Genomic DNA, 20,362 nt, shown 5'->3' on the forward strand with positions numbered 1-20,362 from the left:
TTTCTGGCTCGTGGCATCACTCGAAGGCAAAGTCGCCATCGTCACCGGTACCAGCCGCGGTGTGGGCGTCGGCATCGCGCATGAGTTGCTTCGCGCCGGGGCGACCGTTGTGGGGTGCTCTCGGTCGGCACTGCCGGGAATTCCCGGAATCGAGGACAGTTGGCGGGACCGATCTGCCCAGTTGGTCTGCGACCAAGGCGATTACCGCGCGATCGACGCAATGGTGCAGCAGGTGGCCGACACCTACGGTCGCATCGACATCTTGATCAACAATGCCGGCGGCACCGTTCCCGCCCCGCACGCCGAGGATGTTCCGGCCCTGGTTTCGCGGATCCAGGGTGCGCCGTCCTCCGACGACGACTTCGAGCGCACCGCGTTGTTCCACGCGTTCGCCGTGCAGATGAACCTGATCAGTCCGCTGTGGTTCGCCGTGCGGGTGTTTCGCCAGATGAAGACCCAGGACGGCACCGGGTGCATCATCAACATCTCCAGCGGTGCAGGGCATCCGGCCGGTTCGCCGACATTGGTGTCCTACGGCGCGGCCAAATCCGGTCTCAACCAGCTGACCCGCTCACTGGCCGAAGAGTGGGGACCCACGGCGCGAGTGAACTGTGTTGCGCTCGGCCCGACGATCACCGAGAACTTCCGGTCCTTCGTGCTTCCCAAAGATGACCCGACCGGAACGAGGTATTTCGACGCCGTTCCGATGAAGCGGGGCGGCGAACCGGCCGAGGTCGGGCGCACCTGTGTGTTCCTCGCCTCCGGTGCGGCCGATTTCATCAACGGCACCACCATCGAGATCGACGGCGGCATGCTCCCGGGGGTCCTCTACGAGGCCGGCCTCAAGACCATCACCGACCTGCTCTGAGGAGATCCCTTGTCCCGTCGCGTCATCCAGTTCTCCACCGGCAACGTGGGTCGGCACGCACTGCGCAGCCTCATCGAACGCCCTGATCTGGAACTCGTCGGAGTGCACGCGTGCGGCGCGGGCAAGATCGGGCGTGACGCGGCAGAACTGTGCGGCGTCGAGGCAGCGACCGGGGTGGTCGCCACCGGCGACATCGACCAATTGGTGAGCCTGAACGCCGACTGTGTCGTCTACACGTCACAAGCTGAAACCCGCCCAGCCGAGGCGCTGTCCGACATCACCCGCTTTCTGCGGGCCGGTGTCAACGTCGTCGGGACGTCCTTCGTCTGGATGGTCGCACCCGACCAGGCCGAGGAATGGTTGGCCGGCCCGCTGCGGGAAGCGTGCGCCGCGGGCAACTCGACGCTGTACGTCAACGGCATCGACCCGGGTTTCTCCGGGGACACGCTGGTCTACACCGCGCTGAGTCTGGCGGCGCGCGCCACCGCCATCACCGTGCAGGAGGTCTTCGACTACGGATCGTATGACGACGCCGAATTCACCGGTGCCAGCTTCGGTTTCGGAAAGCCGGCGGATCACGGCCCGGTGATGTCGCTGCCGGGAGTGCTCGCCTCCATGTGGGGTGCGCAGGTTCGCTGCCTCGCCGACGATCTGGGAGTGACACTCGACGAGATACGCGAGCGCTGGGAGCCCTGGGTCACCTCTGCGCCCATCGAATGCACCATGATGAACGTCGACCCAGGACAGGTAGCTGCGGTGCGGTTCGGCGTCGAGGGGATGCGTGACGGCACAGCGGTCATCACCATGGAGCACGTCAACCGATTGACCGAGGCGGCGGCGCCGGAATGGCCATTCCCGCCCGACGGTCACCCCGGTGTGCATCGGGTCGTCATCGAGGGCAGCCCCGGCGTCGAGATCAACACTCATGTCGGCGGATCGGGCGTCGACCACAACGAGGCCGGCGTGATCGCGACTGCGGCGCGCGCCGTCAACGCGATCGAGATGGTGTGCTCCGCGCCGAGCGGCATCCTCGCCGCGCACGACCTGCGCCCGCTGGATCACCTCCGCGGGGTGATGTGGTGATATCGCGACCATGACCGCACCCCGACGGCCCGCCACCGGAAGTCAGGCCCGTGCCGAACGTACGCGTGAGGCGGTCATCGCCGAAACGGTGCGCTGCATCCAGGACGAAGGGTTCACCCCGCCCAGCGTCCGGCACATCACCAGGCGGGCCGGGGTGACCTGGGGTGTGGTCCAGTACCACTTCGGCGACCTGGATGGCCTGCTGATGGCCGTGGTGGACAAGGGATTCGGTGATCTGGCCGCGACACTGGCCGACCTGCCGGCCTTCGACCAGGACATGACCACCCGAGCGCGCACCGAGCTGATCGTCGACATCGTCTGGCGTGCGTTCTCCAGCCCGGTGTCGATGGCGGCCCTGGAGATCCTCATCTCCACGCGGGGGATGCGGGACAGTTCTGCCAACACCCACCTGGCCGAACTGATGCAGCATCTCAACCGGTTGGGTGCCCATCTGGCCGAAGGACTGTCCGCGCCGAAGGGGGCCGGGATCGGAAATCTGATCTGGGCCACCCTGAGGGGTCTGGTCGTGGCCCAGATGGTTTGGCCGGCGCCGGTCGACTCGTCGAAGGAGCTGGGAACATTGGTCGACGTCCTCACCGCCTACATCGAGACGGAGCAGCCTTCCTGATTGCTCAGGCGGCCTGGCATGCGCCCTCGGCGACCCGCTCGGCGTCGTAGGTATTGATGGCGACGCTGTCGAGGATCGCTTGCAGTTGTTCTGCCTGCGTGTACGGGCCGAGTTCGGTCGAGCGGTAGATGCTCCCGGCGGCGCGCGCCTGCCTGCGCACGTGACGGGTGCGATCCAGGCGCAGGTTCTCGTAGCGACGCAGCCGCGCACCGAGCTCGCCGTCCGGTGCGTCGCGCAGAACAACAGCCAGCGTCATCGCATCCTCGATGGCCTGGTTGGCGCCCTGCCCGAGGTGGGGTGTGACCGCATGGGCACTGTCACCCAGCAGGGTGATCCGGTCGGTGGACCAGCGGTCCAACGGTTCCCGGTCGTAGATTCCCCACCGGAACGTGGAATCCATCGCGTCGATGATCGACAGAACGGTCGGGTCCCAGCCCTGGTAGGCGGCGGCGAGTTCGGCCACATCACCAGGGGCGGTCCACGATTCGGACACGGTGAGATTGGTGGGGACGAACGCGACGATGTTGACCAGCTCGCCGGCGGACACCGGGTAGGCCAGGAAACTCTGCCGGGGGCCCAGCCACATCGCGCTGGCATTCATATCGACGACGCCGCGCAGCCGCTCGGCGGGAATCAAGCCGCGGTAGGCCATGATTCCCTCGCTCACGGGTGCGGCCGCGCGCGTCACCTTGCCCTGCAGGCGGGAGTGGATGCCGTCCGCGCCGATCAGAAGGTCCGCGTCGACCGCTGTGCCATCGGAGAACTCGACCCGGACCCCGTCGGCGTGCTCCGTGGCCCCGACGCAGGAGCGACCCAACTGCAGGGCGCCGACGGGCAGCGCGTCGGCCAGCACCTTCTGGAACTCGCCACGGTGCAGACACCAGGTGCGGGCCGGGTCTCCGAAACCGAGGGTCGACGGTTCGCCGGCGATCGGCTCGGCCTGCCAGGTGCGGAACTGATAGTGGGTGACCGGGCCGGCGATCGCTGCCACCGCATCGCCCACGCCGAGCTTGTTCAGGATGCGTGATCCGTTGGTGGCGATGGAGACCCCGGCGCCGATCGCCTTGAGCGCGTGCGCCTGCTCGTAGACGGTTGCGTCGATTCCATTGGCCCGTAGGGCAATTGCAGCGGTCAACCCGCCGATGCCGGCACCCACGACGGCAACTCGAAGCTCGGTCATGAGGTCCTCCTCAAATCCGCAATAAATGTACCAATCGGTACGCTATTGACTATAAATGTACCGATCGGTACAGTCAAGGGGTGGCCCGGACAGCAGATCCCGCAAAGCGTGAAGAGCTGCTGAACGGTGTCGTCGGGTATCTCGAGCAGTACGGCATCGGTGAGATGTCGCTGGCGCCGATGGCCGAGGCCCTGGGGACCAGCAAGCGCATGCTGCTGTACTACTTCGGCGACCGGGCCGAGCTGCTGGCGCAGGCCCTGGACGCCAGCCGTCCGCAGCTGGGGGAGATGTTCGCCGGTGTCGCCACCGCAGACGAATTCGTCGATGCGGCAAGGAACTTGTGGCGGGAATTGACCCGGGGCGGCGAACGGCGCAACGTGCGGCTGCTGTTACAGGTCCTCAGCCTGGCGGTCACCGATCCCCGGACTTACGGCGAGGCAGCCCGAAACGCGGTCGAGGTGATGATCGCCCCGATCGCGCAGGCGTTGTCCGTGATCGGGTATCCCACCGAGAATGCTTGCGCACGTGCCACATTGGTGGTCTCTGGCCTGCGCGGACTGTGTCAGGACGGCCTGGTCACAGCCGACCGGCCACGGGTCGACGCCGCCGCCGAGCTCTTGATCGCGGCGGCCGTCGCCTAGCCACCACCGCGAGTACTCAATGCGGCGGATCACTGCTTGATATTGACTGCAATCCGCCGCGTTGACGACTACGCGGCGCGGTCGAGTCGAACGAACTCACATCCCGGCCCGCATGCGCGGCCGGCTACCGCGATCCCGTGCCGCTGCAGGACCTGAGCGATCTTGGCCGCGGTTCGACACGGCCGGTCGAAGACCTGCCCATAGGAAAGCCTGACGGTCGAACGGCCGTCGACCGCGGCATTCAGATCCCGCTCGAAATCGGAATCGCGGGCCGTCGCCGAATCGTGAAACACTCGGCCGTCGAGCTCGACGACGAGCCGTTTGCCGTACTCGACGTCGCGATAGCAGACACCGAGCGATGACGCCGACCGCTTCTGGCGGGTAGCTCGCGGCAAACCGTGCGGACGCTCGACGCGCACAAGATAGCCGTGCTCAAGCACCGAGCAGGTCCCGTCGGCAATGTCGACCAGCACTGCGCGCAGCCAGCGACGACGCCGCAGCCGACCACGAGAGTCGAGGGTTTTCAGCAGCCGTCGCGCAGTGGTGCGCCGAGATTGGCAGGCGTTGGCCAGAACGGCTACGGCATCGAGTTCGCGGGCAGAACGGCCGGCGACGTCGAGGGCAGCTTCCTCGTACCGTATCCGCGGCGGCCCTGCGTTCCACAGCACGCGATCGCCGACGTGGGCAATCCGGTGAATGCGGACGCCGAGCGGCTCAGCCAATGTCGACCGTTGCCGCTCGACGGCGACATGGATCGGTGACATCTGCGTGCCCAAAGCCGATTCGAAGCACAGGGCGGCCGGGGCCGCGTAAAGCACTGCAGCCCAAGCCCGTTGTGTCCAGGTCAGCGGACCGGTGTGTTCGACATAGACGCCGGCGTGCACCCGCGCCCACTCATTGCGTCTGAGCAATCGTCGGATTTCATGGTCAGCCAGCCCCGCATCCAGCGCCTGCCGACGCGAGAATCACCCCGTCCTGGCGCCGAAGCGCTTCACCGACACCCACAGAACCGATGCTCGTCGACCGGCGTGATGGTTCACCAGAGGCATTCGGCGATCTGTGGATAACCACTTGGGCGGCGGATCACTGCTTGATGGTTACCGCAATCCGCCGCATTGACGGCTCGGCGTGCGCTAGGCGTTCGACCGGGCGAGCGACTGGGCCACCACGCCGCGCGCGGGGCGCTGACGCACCATCTGCGGCCACCAGAACCAGCGGCCCATCAACGCCGCGATCGACGGTGTCATGAACGACCGGATCACCAGGGTGTCGAACAGCAGGCCCAGACCGATCGTCGAACCGACCTGGGCGACCACGATCATCTCGCTGACCACCATCGCCATCATGGTGAAGGCGAACACCAGACCGGCCGCGGTCACCACGGACCCACTGCCACCCATGGCCCGGATGATGCCGGTGTTGATGCCGGCCGGCAGTTCCTCTTTGAGCCGTGCCACCAACAACAGGTTGTAGTCGGCGCCGACGGCCAACAGCACGATCACCGCCATCGCCATCACCATGAAGTGCAATTCGATCCCGATCAGGTGCTGCCACACCAGGACCGACAACCCGAACGACGTTCCCAGCGATATCAGCACCGTGCCGACGATCACCGCGGCCGCCACCAGGCTGCGGGTGATGATCAGCATGATGATGAAGATCAGGCTGATCGCCGAGATCCCGGCGATCAGCAGGTCGTAATTGTTGCCCTCCTGCATGTCCTTGAACGCCGAGGCGGTACCGCCCATGTAGATCTTGGACCCCTGCCAGGGGGTGCCCTTCATGGCTTCCTTGGCGGCCTGCTTGATGCCGTCGATGATGCCGATGCCTTCCGGCGTCAGCGGATCACCTTCGTGAGAGATGATGAACCGCACGGCTTTTCCGTCCGGAGAGATGAAGCTCTTCATACCGCGTTTGAAGTCGGCGTTGTTGAAGGTTTCCGGCGGAAGGTAGAACGTGTCGTCGTTCTTCGAATCGTTGAACGCCGTACCCATGGCGGTCTGGTTGTCCTGCATCTCCGCCATCTGATCCTGCAGACCCTTCTGGGTCTGGTACATGGTCAGCATCATCGTCTTCATGGTGCGCATGGTCTCGATCTGCGGCTGCATCATCGTCGCCATCTGCGGCATCAGTTCGTCGAGCCGGTGCATGTCGGGCATCAGTTGCTGGATGCTGTCGGTCAGCGTGTCGACACCGTCGAGGCCGTCGAACACCGAACGCATCGACCAGCACACCGGGATGTTGGCGCAGTGCGGTTCCCAATACAGGTAGTTGCGCAGCGGACGCAGGAAGTCGTCGAAATCGGATATGTGGTCCCGCAATTCGGCGACGTCGACCACCATCTGGTCCATCTTGCCGACCATGTTGTGGGTGATGCCGCTCATCTCCTGCATCAACGCGATCATCTGGTCCATCGTGTTGATGGTCTTCTGCATCTCGTCGGCCTGCAGCAGCATGTCGTCGGCGCGGTCCATCATGTACTTGCGGTTCATCGTCTGCATGACCCCGCCCATACTCATCTGGGCGGGAATGGTGCTGAATTCCAGCGGCTCACCCTGTGGGCGGGTGATGGCCTGCACGCTGCCGACTCCCTGGACCTCGAAAACTCGTTTGGCGATCCGGTCGATCACCAGGAAGTCCGCCGAATTGCGGACGTCGTGGTCGGTTTCGATGAGCAGCAACTCGGGGTTCATCTTGGCTGCCGAGAAATGCCGGTCCGCCGCGGCGAACCCCTCCTGTGCCGGCAGATCGGTCGGCAGGTAGTTGCGATCGTTGTAGTTGGTTCGGTAGCCCGGCAGCGTGAGCAGACCGACCAGCGAGAGCAGGATCGTGCCGAGCAGGACCGGCCCCGGCCAGCGGACCACGAAGGCGCCGAGTCGCCGCCAGAAGCGAATGCGCATGGCGCGCTTGGGTTCGAGTACCTTGCCGAATCGGCTGGCCACCGTGATCACCGCCGGGCCCAGCGTCAGCGCGGCCAGCACCGTGATCGTCATGCCGACGGCCATCGGGATGCCGAGAGTCTGGAAGTACGGCAGCCGGGTGAAGTGCAGGCACAGCGTCGCGCCCGCGATCGTCATACCGGAACCGAGCACCACATGCGCCGTGCCGTGGAACATCGTGTAGTAGGCCTGTTCGCGGTCCTCGCCCACGCTTCGGGCTTCCTGATATCTGCCGATCAGGAAGATCGCGTAATCGGTGGCCGCGGCGATCGCGAGCGTGACGAGGAGCTGTGTCGCGAACGTCGAAAGGCCGATCAATTCGTGATAGCCCAGGAACGCCACGACGGCGCGGGCGGCGGAGAGCTCGATCACCACCATCGCCAGCACCAGGATCACCGTGATGATGGACCGGTAGACGAGCATCAGCATCGTGATGATGACGATGAAGGTGGCGCCTTCGATGATCTTGACGCTGCGGTCGCCGGAGATCTGCTGATCGGCGGCCAGAGCGGTTGGCCCGGTGACGTAAACCTTGAGGCCCGGGGGTGGGGAAAGCCCCGCGATCAGCTTCTGGACAGCCTCGACCGATTCGTTGGCCAGTGCCTCACCCATGTTGCCGGCCAGATAGACCTGCACGTAGGTGGCTTTACCATCGTTGCTCTGCGCGCCGGCCTCGGTGAGCGGGTCGCCCCAGAAGTCCTGGACGTGCTCGACATGCTTCTTGTCGGCTTCCAGCTTGTCGACCATGTCGTTGTAGAACCGGTGGGCGTCGTCGTTGAGTTTGTCCTCGGCCTCCAGCACGATCATCGCGGAGCTGTCGGAGTGGAACTCGTCGAACACCGTGCCGACGCGCTTCATCGCGATCACCGACGGTGCGTCGTTGGGACTCATCGACACCGAGCGCATCTGACCCACCACCTCGAGCGGTGGGACGGTGGCGCTCAGGAACGCGAGCAGGGCGATCCAGCCGACAATCACCGGAATGGCGAATCGACGGATCCATCGAGCGACCCCCGTGTGGGGGGCTCTGGAATCGGCCATCAGGAACCCTTGGTGGTCGGTGAGGGGAGCACGATGCAGCGGTCGGGCATTGTGCGAAGGCTTACCTTACTACGTGGTGTCGTGCCACCGTCCTACCAGACGCTGGACAGGGGCGGGTCGCCGGCGTGCTTCATCAGGCATTACCCGACGGGTTCGGTCTCATCGACAGGACCGAGCCGCCACTGTCCCTCGCCGAGCAGTTCCAGGTGGGTGTTGTGGTGCCGGTGCACCGTGGAGCGGTGGGTGACGCTCACCAACACGGTGTCGGGCAGTTCGCGCCGGATCAGGCTGTAGATCATGAACTCGAGCGGTTCGTCGAGCGCCGAGGTCGCCTCGTCGAGGAAGACCACCTTGGGTTTGGTCAGCAGCACCCGGGCGAATGCGACGCGTTGCTGCTCGCCGGGCGAGAGCACCTTGGCCCAGTCGCCGTCCTCGTCGAGCCGGTCCACATAGCGCGGCAGCGCGACCGCGAGCAGCGCGTCCCGCAACGCCTCGTCGGGCAGCTCCCCGGGCTGGCGCGGATAGGACACCACGGTCCGCAGATCACCCAACGGAACGTAGGGAACCTGCGACAGGTACAGCGTCTCGTTGTCGCCCCGCGGGCATTGGACCGTGCCCGAGGCGTACGGCCACAGCTGGGCGATGCTGCGCAACAGGGTGGTCTTGCCGGTCCCCGACTTGCCGGTGATGATCATCGCCTCGCCTGCGGCCAGCGACAGGCTGAGATCGTCGATCAACTGCTCGCCGGCCGGGTTGCGCACCTCGACGTCACCGAGCTCGACCAGACTGGTGGAACCCTGGGCAAGCTCTGCGACCTCCAACTGGGGCAGCTCGCGGCTCTGCTCGTCGGCGGTCACGAGCCCGTGCAGGCGGATGATCGATGCGCGGTAACCCGCGAACGTGTCGTAGGAATTGCGGAAGAACGACAACGCGTCCTGGATCGCGCCGAAGGCAGCCACCGACTGGTTGACCGTGCCGAGCTGGATCTGGCCGCTGAACAACCGCGGAGCCTGCAGTGCCCAGGGCAGCGGGATGATGATGTGGTTCATCGACAGGTTCCACCCGGTGAACACCATGGTCCGGTTGACGAAGTGCTTGTAGTTGGCGACGACCGCGGCGAAACGTTCCCGTAGCTGTGACCGCTCGACCTTCTCGCCGCGGTAGAGCGCGACCGACTCGGCGGCGTCGCGCAGGCGCACCAGCGCGTAACGGAAAGCGGCGTTGAACTTTTCGTTGTTGAACGACAGCCGGATCAGCGGACGGCCGAGGGCAAAGGCGATCACGGTGGCGAAGGCGACGTAGACGAACACCGACCAGAACATCGCGCGCGGAATCTCGATGCCGAAGAGGTTGAGGTCACCCGAGAGGTTCCACAGGATCGAGGTGAACGAGACGACCGAGACGATCGACGAGATGGCGCCGAAGGGGAGGGTGCCGTTGCTGGTCTGGTGCGGGGTGTTGGGCTGAGGGCCCGACAGCGCGGTGAACACGTCGATGTCGGACTGGATGCGTTGATCGGGGTTGTCGATCGTCTGGTCGATGAACCGGGACCGGTAGTAGGCCCGGCCGTCGAGCCAGTCGCCGGTGAGCCGGTCGGTCAGCCAGGTCCGCCAGGCCAGCATGAAGCGCTGGGTCATGAACAGATCGACCAGCACCCGGGTGACCAGGATGGCCGCCAGCACCGAAAAGATGAGCAGTGCGATCCAGAAGCCCCGGATGCCAGACGTTCTCACCTCGTCGTTGCCGGTGGCCCACCCTTGCACCGCGACCTGCGCCGCGGAGTACAGGTCGTTGCTCTGGTAGCTGAACAACACCGCCAGCCGCACGCCGATGATCACCGACAGCAACATCGCGGCCAGTGTCAGCCAGGGCTTGAGGCTGTGGCGGCCGGTGAAGTACGAGCCGGTGACGGTCCAGAACTGATGGCCCCACGTGGTGAACCGGGCCAACAGGATCAGCACTGCCAAGGTGCACACCGCCGTGATCGTCCAGGCCTGGGCCAGCCACCACAGAGAGTGCAGCAGTTCCGAACTCCAGTCGATCGAGGGCGAGAACGGTTTGACGTCATTCACGGGACATCCTCACGATCTGCTGACTGGAGTTCCAGTCGCGTCTGCGTGAAGCTACCGCAGCGGATGGGCCCGGCCGCAACGCAACACCGGTAGTCGGGCAAGTCCGCCTCGACCGTCAAAAGGTCCAAACTTTGGGGCTCTGTTGCCAAAGTGGCGCGCCAATACCGGCGTTCGTCGGTAGTGTGACGCTTGTCGACAGAGCGACTCCCGGCAACGTTAAGGAAACCTGTTGGTTCTCTACGAATTTCGGTGTGCGTCCGGTTGCGGAGTGACCAAGAAGATGTATCCGATGAGCGCGCGTCCGGACGCGATCGACTGCCCGGACTGCCGGGGTCCGGCGCGCAGGACCGTGGCGGCGCCGAACCTGGGCCGTGGCGCCTCGACCGCCATGACGCTGCAGGACACCACACGAGCGTCGGCCGACCGCCCCGCGGTGGTGGCCGGACCGCCGCCGGGTGGCCGGCGGCAGAAAGTCACCACCAACCCGCTTCATCAGAAGTTGCCTCGTCCCTGAAGTCCTGAAGGAGGATCAATGCCCGAAGTCGTATTTCCGCTCGACTCGACCAAGAAGTTCACCGATCAGGAGAAGCTGGGCCACAACCGGTGGCACCCCGACATCCCGGCCGCGGTGACCGTCAAGCAGGGTGACTCTTTCCGGGTGCACTGTCGCGAATGGTTCGACGGTGCGATCGTCAACGACGATTCGGCCGACGACATCCTCAACGCACCGCTGACGACCGTGCACGTGCTCTCCGGCCCGATCGCCGTCGAGGGTGCCAAACCGGGCGATCTGCTCATCGTCGACATCCTCGACGTCGGCCCCATCCCGCAGGAGGATTCCGGGCCGCTGGCCGGCCAGGGCTGGGGTTACACCGGCATCTTCCCCAAGCTCAACGGCGGCGGGTTCCTAACCGACCAGTTCCCTGACGCCTACAAGGCGATCTGGGACTTCTCCGGTCAAAAGGCCACCTCACGGCACGTACCGCACGTGGAGTTCACCGGCATCGTGCACCCGGGGCTGATGGGAACCGCGCCATCGACAGGGCTGCTGGCGAAGTGGAACACCCGCGAGGCCGCCCTGATCGCCACGGACCCCGACCGCGTACCGCCGCTGGCCCTGCCGCCCGAACCGCGCGACGCGATCCTCGGCGGACTGACCGGCGATGCCTTCACCAAGGCCGCGTCCGAAGCCGCCCGCACCGCACCGCCGCGCGAGAACGGCGGCAACCAGGACATCAAGAACCTCACCAAGGGCAGCCGGGTGTTCTATCCGGTTTACGTCGACGGGGCCAACCTCTCGGTCGGAGACCTGCACTTCTCCCAGGGCGACGGTGAGATCACCTTCTGCGGTGCCATCGAGATGGGCGGCTTCATCGACCTGCGTGTCGACGTCATCCCCGGCGGAATGGAGACCTACGGGGTGAGCGAGAACGCCATATTCATGCCCGGCAACACCGATCCGCAGTACTCCGAATGGCTGGCTTTCTCCGGAACCTCGGTCACCCTCGACGGTGAGCAGCGTTACCTGGACTCGCACCTGTCCTACCAGCGCGCATGCCTGCACGCGATCGATTACCTGACCAAATTCGGCTACAGCCCCGAGCAGGCCTACCTGCTGCTGGGAGCTGCACCGATCGAGGGCCGCCTGTCCGGCGTCGTCGACATCCCCAATGCCTGTGCGACGGTGTACATCCCGACGGCGATCTTCGATTTCCCGGTCGCGCCGTCGGCGACCGGACCGGTGCAGATCGACCCGGGTATGGGCGCCCCGCACTCGTCGTTCGACTGACGCGTCCGGGCACCGCTCGCGGCGGGCCGGGCCGCGGTCGAACTATCCTCGTGTGCGAGACGACCGCTGCCCGCCCCGCCCCGGGGGCATGGTGCAACCGGAAAGGATCGCGCAATGACCCCGCCCCCTGGTGCCTCGCGCCTCGGCACCCGGTTCGGACCCTACGAGCTGAAATCGCTGATCGGTGTCGGTGGCATGGGGGAGGTGTACCGGGCCTACGACACGGTCAAGGAACGCATGGTGGCGGTGAAGCTGCTGCGCACCGAGATCGCGGCAGACGCGAGCTTTCAGGAGCGGTTCCGGCGGGAGTCCCGGGTCGCGGCGCGGCTGCAGGAACCGCACGTCATCCCGGTGCACGACTTCGGCGAGATCGACGGTGTGCTGTTCATCGACATGCGGCTGGTCGAGGGCGCCAGCGTCAAGGAGCTGCTGCGGACCAACGGCCCGCTCACCCCGCAGCGGGCCACCGCGATCGTCACGCAGGTGGCCGCGGCGCTGGACGCCGCGCATGCCGACGGGCTGGTGCACCGCGACATCAAGCCGGAGAACGTCCTGCTCACGCCCGATGACTTCGCCTACCTGGTGGACTTCGGCATCGCCCATGTCGGCGGGGAGGCCAGCGTCACGATGACGGGCGTCCTGATCGGATCGAGCGCCTACATGGCACCGGAGCGGTTCTCCGGCGGCCCCGTCGGCCCGGCCGCCGATGTGTATGCCCTGACCTGCCTGCTGTACGAGATGCTGATCGGCCGGCCCCCGTACGAGACGGGCGACCTGCGCCAGTTGATGAGCGCCCACATGTTCTCCCCGGCGCCTCGGCCGAGCATCATGCGCCGTGGCATACCGCGTGCGTTCGACGACGTCGTGGCCAAGGGTATGGCCAAGGACGCTGTCGAGCGCTATCCGAGCGCCGGTGAACTGGCCAAGGCCGCCCGCGACGCCGTCAGTGGCGGTGCGGCTGCCGCACCTGCCCCGCCGCTGCTGCCACCCACTCCGGCACCCGCGCCCGCTCCGGCGCCCGCGCCGGCACCTGCCCCGCCGCGGCTCACTCCGCAGCCACAGCCGCAGCCGCCCGGCACCCGCGAGTTCTCGTCGATCTACCCCAACCCGGACCACACCGGCTTCACGCCGTACCCGCCGGCGCCACCCCCGGCGCAGGCACCGGCCGCGCCGGCGCGCAAACCACGGTTCAACCGGACCCAGCTCACCCTGATCCTGGTGACGGTGGGACTGTTCGGGATTGCCGCCGTGCTGGCCGCGGTGCTCGCCAGCGGCGGCGACGGTGCCTCCACCCGTGAGACGCTGACCACACCGGCCCCGTCCAGCGGGACGTCAGAGTCGCCGACCACCACCACGACCACGTCCGGCTCGGCGACCGCCGGCGTCAGCGGCACCGACGCGCAGGGTTTCGTCGACCACACCGCGCGATGCCCCGCGGGCAGCACCCCGGCGGCCGTGATCCGCACCGAATCCTCGCTGGCGGTGATCTGCCAGACCGGCCCCGACAGCTTCTCCTACCGCGGCGAACGGCTCAGCGACGGCGCCAACCTCCAGATCCCCACCGCTGAACGGTCCGGCAACGGCTTCGTGGCCGTCAACCCCGCCGACGGTGCGCGCTATGAGGTGGGGCCCGACGGTCTCACCATCAGCAGCTACGGAAAGGTCGATTCGTCGGAACCGCCACTGGAATACGGCGAGCGCTGAAAAGCAGCGTTTGACGCCGAGATTCGAGTAGCGGGCTACTCTACCGGCCCCGGCCGCCCACCTGAACGATTGTGCAGGTCAGCAATCACACGGGCGAAGGGGTTCGCGCACATGGCAACTCGCACCTTTCACGGAGTCGTCACCACACCTTCTGGAACACCGCTGGGTGGATGGGTCGATGTCGAGGTCAGCGACAACGGCGACTACCACGTGAAGTTCCATATGCACAGCAGCAGCATTCTCGGCGACTTCGACTTCAATCTGCGTGCCTACCTGACGGCCCCGGGGTTTCCGACGATGGCGTTCATCAAGAGCGGACACGTCTCCGGTGTCGACAGCTGGAACCACGAGGAGCGCGGCCACAGCCCGCTGCTGGCGCTCTACTGGTCCAAATTGGACGACCAGGCCACCTACGGTGTGGCCAAGGAATACAAGTGGGGCGGTGTCGTCGGCACGCTGACCGAACTGGTCGGCGACATCCTCGATGTGGCCGCCGGCGCCGTGGGCGGTGCCCTGGGTGTGGTGATCGGAGCCACCCGCGAGGCGATCGACTGGATGGGTGCGACGCTGGGACCGGGAGGCACGCTCGGAGTCATCGGGGGAGTCGTCGTGTTCGCGGTGTCGGCCGTGGCCGGGGCGGGGATCGGAACCGCGCTCATCCTCGGTGTGGTGGCCGGGGTGGCGATCGGCGCGGTCACGAATGCGCTGATCAAGTTCCGGCCGCTCAACGCCGCCGAAATCGCTTTTGCCCGACAGGTCTTCGGCAACTCATTGCCCTACCAAGACGTGATCATCACCAATCTCGCCGGTCTCGGCGATCGCGCCTTCACCGCCCCGGGCGTTGACGGCAAGACGTACCTCAATATCGGGCGCGCCTATGACAATCCGCTCGGCACCGGTGGCGACGGCTATCCCAAGCCGGGTCAACTCCTCATCCACGAACTCACCCACGCCTGGCAGATCGCACACACCGGGTCGCTGCCGGGCCTGATGTGCAGCGGCATGGTGAATCAGGCGAGTTTCATCCTGGGCGACAACGTGTATCAGTACGGCCCGCCCGGTCGGGCCTGGTCAGAGTTCAACGCCGAACAGCAGGGCGCGATCGTCGATCAGTGGTTCGGCGGAACCGGACCCAGCTCCCGGTACAAAGAGGCCGACCAGGAGAACCCGTACTACCGCTACATCTGGAACGACCTCATCAATCATCTGCCGCCCGACGAAGCCCGGGCGAACCTGCGCGCCACCGCGTCCTCGGCACTGAATGTCGTTTCGCGGGAACCGCTTCGCCTCGAACTGTTCTGGGCGACCACCGGCAAGGCGATCGGGTCACAGTGGTGGACCGGCACGGCGGGAGACAGCTGGGCCGACCACAGTCCGATCGATGTCGTGGCGACCGGAGCTGCCGCACCCGGTGCGGCTGTCACCACGGTCGCCCGCACACCGGGCAACCTCGACGTGTTCTGGGTTGGGCCCGATGGATCCGTCATGACGCAATGGTCGGCCGCCGGCTCCGACGGTGGATGGACCGAGCACGGTGGCGCGTTCGCGATCGCGCCGGCCGGCTCGGCGACGCCCGGAGCACCGATTGCGGCGGTCGCGCGGACCGCGGACAACCTCGACGTGTTCTGGGTACGGCCCGACGGTGCCATCGCCGGCCAATGGTGGGCGGCCGCGCCGGGAGCGAGTTGGGCTGACCACGGCGCGTTCAACATCGCGCCCCCCGGCTCGGCGGAGAAGGGATCGTCGGTCGCCGTCGTGGCGCGCATGCCCGATCATCTCGACGTCTTCTGGGTGACCAGAGACGGTGGGATCGGCTCGAATTGGTGGACAGCGGCGCCCGGAACGAGCTGGGCCGATCACGGGTCGTTCAGGATCGCACCCGCCGGATCCGCCCGGCCCGGGTCGGCGCTGTCCGTCGTGGCCCGCACGCCCGACAACCTCGACGTGTACTGGGTGACCCCCGATGGCGCGGTCGCCTCCAACTGGTGGTTCGCCGCCCCGGGTGCAAGCTGGGCGGATCACGGATGGTTCACCATCACAGCACCGGGTGCAGTGGCGGCCGGCGGCGGTATCACCGCGACCTCCCGCACCCCGAACAATCTGGACGTGTTCTGGGTCGCGCCCGACGGATCCATCGGAACGCAGTGGTGGCATGCGGCGGTCGGGCACAGCTGGGCTGACCATGCCCCGTTCCCGATCGCTCCCGCCGGGGCGGCGGCGTCCGGGTCGGCGTTGGACTCCGTCGGACGGCTCCCCTCGCATCTGGACGTGTTCTGGGTGCGGCCCGACGGCGCGATCGGGACCCAATGGTGGGATGCCGCACCGGATCAGGGGTGGAACCATCAACCGTTCGCGGTGACACCGCCGGGTGTCGCCGTTGTGCCGCCGGCAGCTCCGGCCCCGGATGCGGTGGTGGACCGTCTCGACGCGCTGGGCGTGGATTTCAGCGTACCGGCGACCGACCTGGCCGACTGGCTGCAGAACCCCGAGTTCACCCCGTACCCGGCGATCTCCGAGGCGTTGCAGAAACTGTTGAGCGGCAAGCATCTTCGCAAACCGGTGTACCTCGACGTGATCGCCTTCAATTACGAGTCGACTCCTGGCGTGCCGTCGCCGCGCCGGGTGCAGGATGTGCGGATGCCGGTGTTGGAGGCCGCAGTGGTCCAGGGCCACAACGTCCGCTACGACGAGGCGGTCACGAAGTTCGCCGATCTGCTCGTGCCCGCGGTGTGACCGCGACGTCGCCGGCTACCTCAATCCCCAACGCACGTCGACGAATTGGAGTAGCCGGCTACGCGTGTCCCGGTGACGGGCCAACCGTCACGCTGGCCACAGGGCACCCATTCGGGGCGGCCATCGAGTAGACAAGGACACGAACATGACCATCGCCAGTGAGAAAACCATCGGGAAGTCGACGACGCCATTCGCGAGCCGGCGCACCATCCGGGCCTACCGGGCCGGGACGTTCGTGCTGATCGTCGCCGAGGGTGATCTGCCGACCCCGGGTTTCGATGTGGACATCGAGCAGGACCCGATCCGGATCTTCCCTCCGCATTTTGATCTGCTCGCGATCCCGCGCAGCGGCATCTGGCCGCAGGTTGTGACGCCCTACCGGTACGCCGAATTCGTGCGTTACCCGCAGGACATCTCGACCATCACGGTGCACCATGCCGACGGCCAGGACGAGATCGAGATCCAGGACGTCTCAAGTGGTCTCCATCAGTTCGCCGCGCTACCTTCGGTGGCTGCCGACGACTCGGATGAAGCCATCGGTACCTCACCCAATCTCAAATTCGATGAGGCGTTCCGTGCGGCCCTTGCCAATCTGCCGTACCGCAAGCCCGAGCATCCGGATGAGCAGACCAGGGTCGAGGTGATCGAGACGGCGGGCCTGTTCGGCGGCATCGCCGGATTGCACGAGCTCTACGTACGGGTCCGCCGGACGGTGATCTGACTTGCCCCCAGCGGATCCGGTCCCGCCCCAGCGCGTATCGCCGGGGCGGGATCTTCTCGTCAGGAGGCCGTTTTCACAACGTGAGCCCTTGCGGAAACCGGGGCGTACACCGCCACCGGATAGGTCTTGCCCTTGAGCGCCAGGCCGGGCCTCGGCTCGAAACCGCCTCGATCCCCGCTGAGTTGACTCAACGTAGCGCCGGTGAGCAGCACGGTGTCGCCGGTCTGGCGGGTCGCGGTCTCGACGCGGGCCGCGACATTCACCGCATCGCCGATCACCGAGAATTCCAGACGTCCGGCACCACCCACATTCCCGGCCACCACCGGTCCGGAGTTCAGGCCGACCCCCACCGTGAGGCTGCCGCTGAACTCCTCGTGCACCGCGTCGGCGATCTGCAGCGCGGCGCCCAGGGCGTCATCCGCATGACGGTCCTTGCGCCGGGGTGCGCCGAAAACCGCCATCAGGCCGTCGCCCGCGTACTTGTCGACGTGGCCGCCGTGGTCGTGCACGATCGGGACGATCCGTTCGAACAACCGGTTCAAGGTGGTGACCACCTCGGTGGGCCGCAACCGTTCGGCGAGCGTGGTGAATCCGCGGATGTCGACGAACATCAGCGTGACATCCAGCTCTTGGGCCTCCAGCGATCCGGCAGCGCACAGGATGTGTTCGGCCACATCGCGATCCACGTAGGTGCCGAAGGTGTCGCGGATGCGCTCACGTTCGGCCAGGCCGGCCGTCATCGTATTGAAACCGGCTTGTAGCCGCCCGATCTCGCTGGCGTCGTCGACCTCGACCCGGGCGGTGAAATCGCCCGCCTTGACCTGGGCCAGGGCCCGGTGCAGGGCGGTGACCCGTTCGGTGACCGACCGGATCGCGATCAGGATCGCGAACAGCCCCACCACGATCGCCACCGCCACCAGGATCAGGATCGCCGCGAAGGTGCGTTGGGTCCGGAAGCCGACATCGGCCAGGTAGCCGGCGGCCAGCACGGCGATGCCGAACAGCGGAACTCCCGTCGCGAGCAGCCAGGCCATCACCAGCCTGCGCCCGATCGTCGGCCCGAATCGCCGGTCCGGGGTTGCGCCGTCGAGGGCCCGGGCCGACAACGGCCGCATGACCCGTTCGACGATCAGATACCAGACCGCGCTCGTCGAAATGCCGCCCAGCGCCACCACGCTAAAGATGTACACCGCGGTGGACACCTGCTGGCTGAGCGCCAGTGACCCGAAGATCACCGCTCCGACGCCCCACACCGCAGCCGACAACCGCACTGCCTCACCGGAGGCGCCCAGCGTCATCCGCTGTTCCTCCGCGGTGGGTGGGCGGCCCTCGCTGAGCCACGCTGTGCTGGCGGCGAACCGGAGCCGCCGTACCCGCAGCATCACCGGAACCGCGACCGCCAGAAACACGATCAGGACGGTACCGCCGCGCATCAGCAGGTTTTGTGCCTCCGCCGGGCTCAACACGATGGGGGCCGCGAAAGCCAGGAAGGTGCCGACGATCCCGCCGCCACCGGCGCTGACCACGGCCGCACCCAACACCCAGCGCTTGAACGTCTGGTCACGAAGTTCGGCCCCGGCATTGGCGTTGCCGGGTGCGGGAGTGACAGCGACGGGTGTGTTCAGGGGTGCCAAGCCGCTGACGGTGGCGTCCATGAGCAGAGCTTGCGCGCATAACCAGGCCGGTCGATAGGGTAGCGCGCTACCTGTTTCCTGCTCGGGGCCGTGAACCGTCGGCGCGAACCCAATGGGTACTGCGAGCGGCCCTTTAGTCTGGAATCGGACGCACGAACGGGATAAGGGGACGCACATGAAGGTAGTGCTCGGTTACGACGGGTCGCTCGCGGCCAATGCGGCCATCAGAAGTGGTGCCGCGCTGTTCCCGGCCGCGGACGCGGTAGTCGTCTATCTGTGCACACCGCCGTTCGGCAGCAAGGGATTGCGCGCCCGGCTGCGCCACTCGGCACGAAACGTCGACGAGCTGATCGACCTCGTCGACCGGGAAAGCGAGGGCGAGGCCGCACGACTGGTCGACACCGGAGTCACCCTGGCGCGGGCCGCCGGTTGGAATCCCGAGGCGCTGGTCAAGCGCACGTGGGCGGGGGAGGGACTGGGGTTGGCGCAGGTGGCCGAGCAGCTCGAACCCGATGTGCTGATCGTCGGCGCGCGAGGGATCGGCGCCAGCGACTCGAAGCTGGGCAGCGTTTCGGACCTCGTGGTGCACCACGCGCCCCGCGCGGTACTCGTGGTGTCCCAGAACATGATCTCGGCCGAATACGACGCGCTGGCCGATGGGCCGGTCGTGGTCGGCGTCGACGGCTCGGCCGGGTCGGAGCGCGCACTGTCCGCCGCCGGTGCCCTGTTCGCCGACCGTGAGGTGGTCACGGTTGGCGTGGATGACGGCAGTGCGGTTGACGTCGCCGCCGCACAGCCTGCGCATCGTGTGCCCAGGTTCCGCGGATCCGGTGCCGGCGCCACTGCGGATGCCCTCGTGGCATTTGCCGAAGACCAACGGGCCGGTGTCGTGGTCGTGGGCTCGCGAGGGCGGTCGGCGCTGAAGAAGGTGTTGCTGGGAAGCGTGGCCGCTGCGACACTGCAACGGACATTCCGGCCGGTCCTGGTGGTGCCGGGCGGCTAGCCCCGGCGGCCCTGACGCTCCGCCGCGCGCTCGGCCGCGCGAGAGTGCTCGGCGGCCGAGACCACGATCGCGTCCGGGCCCGGATAGACCGTCGCCTCGTGTCCGGTGACCAGCCACCGCACCACAAACGGTGGGGACCCGTCCTCGGCGCGCACCTCGAGGATCTCGGCGTGCTGTTCGTGCTGGTCGGTGGTGGTGCCTTTGACTACCAGGAAATCGCCGACGTGGGCTTTCATCGTCCGCTCCCTTCGCCGTACCCGGCGGACACTCCTATGGTGCGCTCGCCGGGCCGCGGAAGGAACAGTGTGGGTCGCGATTAAAAGTGG

16 protein-coding genes are annotated in these 20,362 nt (G+C 66.6%); 10 read left to right on the plus strand and 6 right to left on the minus strand.

The genetic code is table 11. The annotated features are described in order from the left end of the window. Positions 1-10: 10 nt before the first annotated feature. The 3 genes from ACNQR1_RS15555 to ACNQR1_RS15565 are packed head-to-tail and all read left to right on the plus strand — an operon-like array spanning position 11 to position 2,579. Complete coding sequence (locus ACNQR1_RS15555) at positions 11-868, plus strand: SDR family NAD(P)-dependent oxidoreductase (RefSeq protein ID WP_418047099.1); 858 nt, start codon at positions 11-13, stop codon at positions 866-868. 9 nt (positions 869-877) lie between these two features. Beyond that, positions 878-1,951: a dihydrodipicolinate reductase gene (locus ACNQR1_RS15560; RefSeq protein ID WP_418047100.1), complete on the plus strand. Its 1,074-nt coding sequence runs from the start codon at positions 878-880 to the stop codon at positions 1,949-1,951. A 10-nt stretch (positions 1,952-1,961) separates the two neighbouring features. After that, complete coding sequence (locus ACNQR1_RS15565; RefSeq protein WP_418047101.1) at positions 1,962-2,579, plus strand: TetR/AcrR family transcriptional regulator; 618 nt, start codon at positions 1,962-1,964, stop codon at positions 2,577-2,579. A gap of 4 nt (positions 2,580-2,583) precedes the next feature. Here the strand turns inward: ACNQR1_RS15565 and ACNQR1_RS15570 are convergent, their stop codons facing one another. Then, positions 2,584-3,759 (minus strand): FAD-dependent monooxygenase, encoded by a 1,176-nt coding sequence (locus ACNQR1_RS15570; RefSeq protein ID WP_418047102.1) that lies wholly within the window; start codon positions 3,757-3,759, stop codon positions 2,584-2,586. A gap of 80 nt (positions 3,760-3,839) precedes the next feature. On the opposite strand from ACNQR1_RS15570, the gene ACNQR1_RS15575 reads away from it, so the two are divergent. Next, entirely contained in the window at positions 3,840-4,400 is a 561-nt protein-coding gene (locus tag ACNQR1_RS15575) for a TetR/AcrR family transcriptional regulator (RefSeq protein ID WP_418047103.1), read from the plus strand. Positions 4,401-4,468: 68 nt separating this feature from the next. Here the strand turns inward: ACNQR1_RS15575 and ACNQR1_RS15580 are convergent, their stop codons facing one another. From ACNQR1_RS15580 to ACNQR1_RS15590, 3 genes are all read right to left on the minus strand, one after another. Then, complete coding sequence (locus tag ACNQR1_RS15580) at positions 4,469-5,347, minus strand: hypothetical protein (RefSeq protein ID WP_418050377.1); 879 nt, start codon at positions 5,345-5,347, stop codon at positions 4,469-4,471. A 186-nt stretch (positions 5,348-5,533) separates the two neighbouring features. Next, positions 5,534-8,380 (minus strand): RND family transporter, encoded by a 2,847-nt coding sequence (locus ACNQR1_RS15585; protein ID WP_418047104.1) that lies wholly within the window; start codon positions 8,378-8,380, stop codon positions 5,534-5,536. A gap of 140 nt (positions 8,381-8,520) precedes the next feature. Further along, entirely contained in the window at positions 8,521-10,452 is a 1,932-nt protein-coding gene (locus ACNQR1_RS15590; RefSeq protein ID WP_418047105.1) for an ABC transporter ATP-binding protein/permease, read from the minus strand. A 289-nt stretch (positions 10,453-10,741) separates the two neighbouring features. Here ACNQR1_RS15590 and ACNQR1_RS15595 point away from each other — a divergent pair, with 289 nt between their 5' ends. From ACNQR1_RS15595 to ACNQR1_RS15615, 5 genes are all read left to right on the plus strand, one after another. After that, positions 10,742-10,966 (plus strand): zinc ribbon domain-containing protein, encoded by a 225-nt coding sequence (locus tag ACNQR1_RS15595; RefSeq protein WP_418047106.1) that lies wholly within the window; start codon positions 10,742-10,744, stop codon positions 10,964-10,966. Between the two features lie 18 nt (positions 10,967-10,984). Further along, complete coding sequence (fmdA, locus tag ACNQR1_RS15600; protein ID WP_418047107.1) at positions 10,985-12,241, plus strand: formamidase; 1,257 nt, start codon at positions 10,985-10,987, stop codon at positions 12,239-12,241. Positions 12,242-12,355: 114 nt separating this feature from the next. Then, entirely contained in the window at positions 12,356-13,945 is a 1,590-nt protein-coding gene (locus ACNQR1_RS15605; protein WP_418047108.1) for a serine/threonine-protein kinase, read from the plus strand. A gap of 111 nt (positions 13,946-14,056) precedes the next feature. Continuing rightward, entirely contained in the window at positions 14,057-16,678 is a 2,622-nt protein-coding gene (locus ACNQR1_RS15610; RefSeq protein ID WP_418047109.1) for a hypothetical protein, read from the plus strand. A 145-nt stretch (positions 16,679-16,823) separates the two neighbouring features. Next, positions 16,824-17,399 carry a hypothetical protein gene (locus ACNQR1_RS15615; RefSeq protein WP_418047110.1) on the plus strand — a complete coding sequence of 192 codons (576 nt, stop codon included), beginning with the start codon at positions 16,824-16,826 and terminating at the stop codon, positions 17,397-17,399. A 59-nt stretch (positions 17,400-17,458) separates the two neighbouring features. On the opposite strand, the gene ACNQR1_RS15620 is transcribed toward ACNQR1_RS15615, so the two are convergent. Next, positions 17,459-19,054 carry an adenylate/guanylate cyclase domain-containing protein gene (locus ACNQR1_RS15620; protein ID WP_418047111.1) on the minus strand — a complete coding sequence of 532 codons (1,596 nt, stop codon included), beginning with the start codon at positions 19,052-19,054 and terminating at the stop codon, positions 17,459-17,461. 154 nt (positions 19,055-19,208) lie between these two features. Here ACNQR1_RS15620 and ACNQR1_RS15625 point away from each other — a divergent pair, with 154 nt between their 5' ends. Continuing rightward, positions 19,209-20,036 (plus strand): universal stress protein, encoded by an 828-nt coding sequence (locus ACNQR1_RS15625; protein WP_418047112.1) that lies wholly within the window; start codon positions 19,209-19,211, stop codon positions 20,034-20,036. On the opposite strand, the gene ACNQR1_RS15630 is transcribed toward ACNQR1_RS15625, so the two are convergent. Then, entirely contained in the window at positions 20,033-20,272 is a 240-nt protein-coding gene (locus ACNQR1_RS15630) for a DUF1918 domain-containing protein (RefSeq protein WP_418047113.1), read from the minus strand. The genes ACNQR1_RS15625 and ACNQR1_RS15630 overlap by 4 nt on opposite strands. Between the last annotated feature and the right edge of the window lie 90 nt (positions 20,273-20,362).

The sequence above is a fragment of the Mycobacterium sp. 48b genome, from assembly GCF_048282725.1.
Lineage (GTDB): Bacteria > Actinomycetota > Actinomycetes > Mycobacteriales > Mycobacteriaceae > Mycobacterium.